The sequence below is a fragment of the Paenibacillus whitsoniae genome, assembly GCF_003955665.1.
In the GTDB taxonomy this organism is placed as follows: Bacteria; Bacillota; Bacilli; order Paenibacillales; family NBRC-103111; genus Paenibacillus_E; species Paenibacillus_E whitsoniae.
The window spans coordinates 1-6150 of sequence record NZ_RXHU01000133.1 but is presented as its reverse complement, the minus strand read 5'-3'; the positions used below and the strand labels follow the sequence as shown (position 1 = coordinate 6150).

Below are 6150 nucleotides of genomic sequence, written 5' to 3'. Positions count from 1 at the left end.
GTTTTTGCAGGTACTGGTAAGGTTAGGCGCCTATCTACACTGTTGTACCAGCGATGGTTGGCATGCGCTTGCTTCAACTGGGAGCCAGATCGACGAAATCAGGACAATTTTCCCCTGATGATTAATGAAGCCCAGCCTAAGCCTGCTTTGCCCCTGACATTTTTACCGGCGGAGTATCGACAGCTTTAAGACCATACCTGCGGTTCAGCAGGAAGCCAAACAATGAGGCAAGGGATTGTTGGAACAACATCCCGAGAATGACGGGAATCGCGACCGGCGGCGGAAAATACGCTACGGCAAGCACCGCACCAGCACTAATGTTGCGCATGCCGCCATTGAAGGTCAGTGCAACGATGGTGCCCTGATCCCAGCCAAAAAGCTTGGCGACGAGCCAACCAATCATGTAGCCGAGCGAAGCGATGATGAGGACTAAGCCTGCCAGGCCGAGCAAATGCATGTCAAAATCGCGCAAATACGGTGCGATGACGGAGCTGTTGATGGCGACGACGATGCCCATGAACAGCTTGGAGAAGGGGCCGAGCCTGCCGCTCCACGTTTCTTTGATGCGCCCGCGCGTCCATTGGTTAAGCAGCATGCCAATCAAAGAAGGCACAACGATCATGAAGAACAGTCCCTTCATCATGGACAGCGTATCGAGCTGCACCCTGGTGCCGACCAGCAACGACAGCGTATAAGGGACGACAAAAGGCGAAAGAATCGTATCCATAAGAATGATGGACAGTGTCAGCACAATATTGCCGCGGTAAATCGCGACCCAGACGAAGCTGGTAATCCCCGTCGGGATGGCGGAAGCGAGAATCAGGCCGGTGATTGTCAAAGGTTCGTGGCCGTAGACGGCGTGCCCGAGACCTAGCGCCACGAGCGGCATGCCGACATGAAGAATAAGCAGCGTCGTAATGAGCGGCAGCGGCTGCACAATTACTTTGACAAATTCTCTGAAGCTGGAGGAGATGCTCCCGGAGAACGTCATAAACGCAAACAGCCACGGAGACAGAAACGTAAATCCGGACAAATGACTGCCGAGCAGGACGCCGATGAGAACAGAGATGGGGGTGATGAGCGGCATGATTTTTTCCAATTGTCGATTGAGCGCTGGGAGCATCTTGATGTTCATCCTCTCGTGTGCACGTGTGCATGCGTGTAAAAAGTGCAAGACTACTTCACTTGACCGATGGACAAGCTGACTTTGTAATTGCCGAAAGCAAGCAACTCGTCGAGTAAAACGTTTAAATCGGTAGACGCGGCGAGCCTGACGCGCAGCCAGTAACAGCCCTCGCCGCTGACTCGGTGCGCTTCCTGCACAGGCTCGCTGCCTGCGATATATGCAAGAAAAGCGCTATGCGCACTGTTCGAGTTCACGAACACAACAATAAACGCGTGGACGGGCAGCCCGAGCTTATCCGGATCCCAGTTGACGGTATAGCCGCGAATGACGCCAAGGTCTTCCAACCTTCGTACACGGGCGCCGACAGCTTGACCGGTCAGATGGACCTGCTGGCCTATCTTTTTGAAGGACTGTTTGGCGTCCTGCAGCAGGCATCGGAGTATGCGGTAATCGATGTCGTCAAAAAGCGGAGTCTGCATCGCCCGATATTTCCTTTCACGGTGAAAATGAAATTGCCGAAATCGTTTCAAGCGGCTCTGTGAAGAACCACCTGTGTATTTTATCATTGTAACAGAACCATACGAGGAAGATAAGAGGTGGAGAACCATGAAAATTCAGTTAATCCGACATGCAACGCTCCTGATTACCTATGCAGGCGTTCGTTTCTTAATCGATCCGATGTTCAGCGGCCAGGAGGAAAATCCACCGATCCCGAATACGGCGAATGACCGGCGGAACCCGCTGGTGCCTCTCCCGGCAGCGGTGTCGCCGAACACGTATGCCCAACCGGATGTGCTCGTGGTAACGCACCTTCATCGTGACCATTGGGACAGCGCTGCGGCTGCCGCCATTCCTAAGGCCACGCCGGTACTCTGCCAGCCCGGAGATGAAGCGGCGTTTCAGGAGGCGGGCTTCACCTCTGTGACGGCCGTTAACGCCTGCATCTCCGTACACGGAGTGACGCTAACCCGGACCTCCGGACAGCACGGTACCGGCGAGATCGGCCGGATGATGGGGAGGGTGTCCGGCTTCGTTTTTCAAGCGGAAGGAGAACCGACTGTGTATCTCGCCGGCGATACGATTTGGTGCGACGATGTGAAGGAGGCGATCGCGATTCATAAGCCGGAGTGGGCGATCCTGAATGCCGGCGGAGCGCGGTTCACGACAGGAGATCCGATTACGATGGATGCGGACGATATGATCCAGGTGTGCCGTTTCGCGCCGCAGCTAATGCTTGTGGCCGTGCACATGGACGCGATCAACCATTGCCATGTAACGCGGGCCGACTTGCGGGAGCGGCTTGCGCGCGAAGGGCTGTTGGAGCAGGTGATGATACCGGAGGATGGGGAGAAGGTCGCAGGGTAGGCGTGGTTGTAGAAGAGAGATTGAACCTGCACGTGGTAAGGGCCGGAGCAGGTCGTGATGCCTGCCTGAGGAGGGCGGGAAGACAACAGGTTAGGTGATGTTTGGAAATACATGTTCCCAAAGCGCGTTCCCTCGTGCTATGATAGGAAATAACTGCATACGAGTGTTTCCCTAGGGGCGCCGAAAGGCTGAGACAGTGCAACTGAACCCTTTGAACCTGAACTGGGTCATACCAGCGGAGGAAAGTGGAGCGAATTTCAAGCTGATTGCTTATTTCTAATATTACAGCGGCAGCGTTGCGACCACTTTTCTACGGAGAAGTGGTTTTTTTGCGTTCATTGCGAGGCTAATCAGAGGAAACGCAAGCTGTAACGGTTGCCAGCGCGGCTATTTGATGGAAATAGCGACAGAGCAGCCTGCAACGGTTGCGGTAGAGCTTATTTCTGCGAAAAGGGCATGATTTCAGTGGTTTTTGGGCAAATAAGCGCCGTGGCGACCATTAGAGTTGAAATGGTTGCATTTTAGGGCGAATAGGCGTTGTGGCAACCGTTAGCGATACCAGGCAAAAAGGAGGCGGAGACCATGGCAGGCAAGGAACTGCATGTCATAACGAATGGCAAATGTACCTGGACGGAGATCGGTCAGACGGCGGTGCAAATTCACCCGTTCGTCACGGCTATCCATATCCGGGAAAAAGCCAAATCGCCCGATGAGGTTTTCATCGGTGTGCAGCATCTGTTGGCGCTCGGCGTGCCGGCCGTCAAGCTGTACGTCAACGGCTTGCCTGCCGTGGCGGAAGCGCTGCGACTCGGCGGGCTTCATCTGCCGGGCAGCTCGCCTCCGAGCCAGGAGATGGCACGCACAGTCGTGCTCCGCATCGGCTTCTCCGTGCACAGCGCCGAAGAAGCGGCTTTGCGGGAGGCGGAGGGGGCGGATTATGTGCTGTTCGGACACATTTATGAGACGGCTTCCAAGCCCGGGCTGGCGGCGCGAGGGCTGGAGAAGCTCGCTGAAACCGGCGCACGTGTGCGCATCCCGGTGCTCGCCATCGGCGGCATGACGCCTAGCCGCGTTCCGGAAGTGCTGGCCACCGGTGCTGCCGGCATCGCCGTCATGAGTGGCATCTGGGAGGCGGAAGACCCGCTGGCGACAATCCAAACTTTTCATCAAGCGCTTGAACATAAAGGAGTGATGCCGTAATGGGCAGCAAAATCACAGATGTTCTCATCGTGGGCGGAGGGGTAATCGGCGCATCGATTGCGTATTATTTGGCGAAAAAAGGAGCGGCCGTCACCCTCCTCGATCGCGGCCGACTCGGCACAGAGGCGTCGTCGGCCGCAGCCGGCATGCTCGGCGCACAGTCCGAGATGGAAGACGACGGCGCGCTGTTTCAGTGGGCGCGCCGCAGCAGAAGCATGTTCCCCGCGCTTAGCGAGGAACTGAAGGACTTGACGGGCGTGGACATCGGCCTCGTCCGGGAAGGGCTGCTGAACGTCGCGCTCAGCGACGTTCAAGAAGCGGAGCTGCGCGCGAGGGCGCTATGGCAGCGCGCAGCGGGGGAGCGGGCGGAGTGGCTGGACGCCTCCGCCGCTTGTGAACTGGAACCCGCGCTCTCCTCGCGGGTTCGCGGGGCGCTCTACCTGCCGGACGACGGGCAGGTAGAGGCGCCGAAGCTGGCGGCCGCGTTCGCGCAGGCCGCCATCACGCTCGGGGCGAACGTGCGCGAGTTCGCCCCGGTAAGTGCGCTGCTGGCCGAGGGCGGCCGAATTACCGGCGTAATGACGCCGGAGGGGCCGCTCTACAGCAGCCAAGTCGTGGTGGCCGCCGGGACCTGGAGCGGCCAGCTGTTGCAGGGCATCGGCGCAGAGCTGCCGATGTACCCCGTCAAAGGCGAGTGCTTCTCGGTGCTGACGCCGAAGCCGCTCCTGCGCAAAACCCTGTTCACCCCAGGGTGCTATGTGGTGCCGAAGGCCGGCGGGCGCGTGCTTGTCGGCGCGACCGTCAAACCGTACAGCTACGACCGCAAGGTGTCGCTGGCGGGACTTCAGCTCCTCATGGCGCGGGCCCAGGAGCTGATGCCGGAGCTGGCCGGGGCCGAGTGGGAGCGGGCCTGGTCGGGCCTGCGGCCGCAGTCGGGCGACGGCCTGCCCTACATCGGCGCCGTGCCGCAGCTCGCAGGGCTGTACACCGCGTGCGGGCATTACCGCAACGGGATTTTGCTAAGTCCCCTCACCGGTCAGATGATGGCGAACCTGATCGCCGAGGGGGCCGCCGTTGACGACGAGGAGGAAGAAGAGGAGCAACTGGTGTGGCTGTTTGCGGGTGAGGGGTTTGCCGAAGAGACGGGAGGAGCTGCCCAGTCGCAATCCGGTTGGCGAGCGGCGGAAGCGGGAAGCGCGCCCGAGGAAAATGGGCTGAGTGCAGACGAACAGGCGATGCTGGATGCTTTTGCCCCGGATGTCAGGGAGGGCTCCAAGCGGGCGAGCTTGAATAAGCGGGTCGAAAAGACAGGCGAACCCGCACTTTAAATGAAAGGAGCTGCAAAGGAGTGAAACTGCACATTAACGGGCAAGGCGTCGAGGTGCCGGATGGGATTCGGACGGTCGTCGACCTGCTGGAACATTTTGGCCTAGGAGAGAAAATGCTTATCGTGGAGCACAACGACGCCATTTTACATAAAGAAGACCACGCCGGAGCCGAGCTTGCGGAGGGTCATCGCATCGAAATCGTTCATTTTGTCGGAGGGGGATAACCACATGTTAAAAATCGGTCCTTATGAATTTCGTTCACGTTTACTGTTAGGTACAGGCAAGTTTCCTGATTTTCATATTCAAAAGCAAGCCGTCGATGTCAGCGAGTCGCAAATCTTGACGTTTGCTGTGCGGCGGATGAACATTTTTGAGGCGAGCCAGCCGAACTTTCTGTCGATGCTGGACGTGAAGAACTTCACGCTGCTGCCGAACACCGCCGGTGCCAAAACCGCGGAAGAAGCGGTGCGCATCGCGCGTCTCGCCAAAGCTTCCGGCTTGTGCGACATGATAAAAGTCGAAGTGATCGGCGACGAAATGACGCTGCTTCCGGACCCGGTGGAAACGCTGAAAGCGTCGGAAATGCTGCTCGAAGAGGGCTTCATCGTGCTGCCGTATACATCGGACGACGTGCTGCTGGCGAAAAGATTGCAGGCGCTCGGCGTACACGCGATTATGCCGGGGGCATCCCCGATCGGGACGGGGCAGGGCATCGTGAACCCGCTGAACTTGAGCTTTATCATCGAGCAGGCGACGGTGCCGGTTATCGTTGACGCCGGAATCGGCGCACCGTCGGATGCGGCGCTGGCGATGGAAATGGGCGCGGATGGGGTGCTTTTGAACACGGCGGTATCCGGGGCCAAAGATCCGGTCAAAATGGCGCTCGCGATGAAGCTGGCAATTGAAGCGGGGCGCGCTGGGTTTGAAGCCGGACGTATCCCGAAGAAGCGCTACGCTTCGGCGAGTTCGCCAATGGAAGGCTTTAGCCGAGTGTAGGGAAATGGCCAAAGTCAAAGCAAGACATGCGATAGTGGAATTCAAGTGGAACAAGTAACGCTAGAGGCTGATTTCCGGTCTGAAAGTCCAGTTGGCGGAACCAGGGTGGACAGGGGCTGTCTCTTATACACATCT

7 protein-coding genes and 1 riboswitch are annotated in these 6150 nt (G+C 58.1%); of the genes, 5 read left to right on the top strand and 2 right to left on the bottom strand.

What is annotated here, in order from left to right:
* Positions 1–136: 136 nt before the first annotated feature.
* Entirely contained in the window at positions 137–1123 is a 987-nt protein-coding gene (locus EJQ19_RS30725) for a bile acid:sodium symporter family protein (protein WP_126145023.1), read from the bottom strand.
* 53 nt (positions 1124–1176) lie between these two features.
* Complete coding sequence (locus tag EJQ19_RS30720; protein WP_126145022.1) at positions 1177–1605, bottom strand: Lrp/AsnC family transcriptional regulator; 429 nt, start codon at positions 1603–1605, stop codon at positions 1177–1179.
* Positions 1606–1732: 127 nt separating this feature from the next.
* Between EJQ19_RS30720 and EJQ19_RS30715 the strand changes: the two genes are divergently transcribed.
* The 5 genes from EJQ19_RS30715 to EJQ19_RS30695 all read left to right on the top strand — a co-directional run bounded on the left by EJQ19_RS30715 (position 1733) and on the right by EJQ19_RS30695 (position 6015).
* Positions 1733–2491, top strand: a complete 759-nt coding sequence (locus EJQ19_RS30715; RefSeq protein WP_126145021.1) for an MBL fold metallo-hydrolase — start codon at positions 1733–1735, stop codon at positions 2489–2491.
* A gap of 163 nt (positions 2492–2654) precedes the next feature.
* A riboswitch (TPP riboswitch) is annotated at positions 2655–2752 on the top strand.
* 321 nt (positions 2753–3073) lie between these two features.
* Positions 3074–3691 carry a thiamine phosphate synthase gene (locus tag EJQ19_RS30710; RefSeq protein WP_126145020.1) on the top strand — a complete coding sequence of 206 codons (618 nt, stop codon included), beginning with the start codon at positions 3074–3076 and terminating at the stop codon, positions 3689–3691.
* Positions 3691–5019 (top strand): glycine oxidase ThiO, encoded by a 1329-nt coding sequence (thiO, locus tag EJQ19_RS30705; protein WP_126145019.1) that lies wholly within the window; start codon positions 3691–3693, stop codon positions 5017–5019. The genes EJQ19_RS30710 and thiO overlap by 1 nt, the downstream gene beginning before the upstream one ends.
* A gap of 20 nt (positions 5020–5039) precedes the next feature.
* On the top strand, positions 5040–5243 hold the full coding sequence (gene thiS / locus EJQ19_RS30700; RefSeq protein ID WP_126145018.1) for a sulfur carrier protein ThiS: 204 nt from the start codon (positions 5040–5042) through the stop codon (positions 5241–5243).
* A gap of 4 nt (positions 5244–5247) precedes the next feature.
* Positions 5248–6015, top strand: a complete 768-nt coding sequence (locus tag EJQ19_RS30695) for a thiazole synthase (RefSeq protein WP_126145017.1) — start codon at positions 5248–5250, stop codon at positions 6013–6015.
* Positions 6016–6150 lie beyond the last annotated feature (135 nt).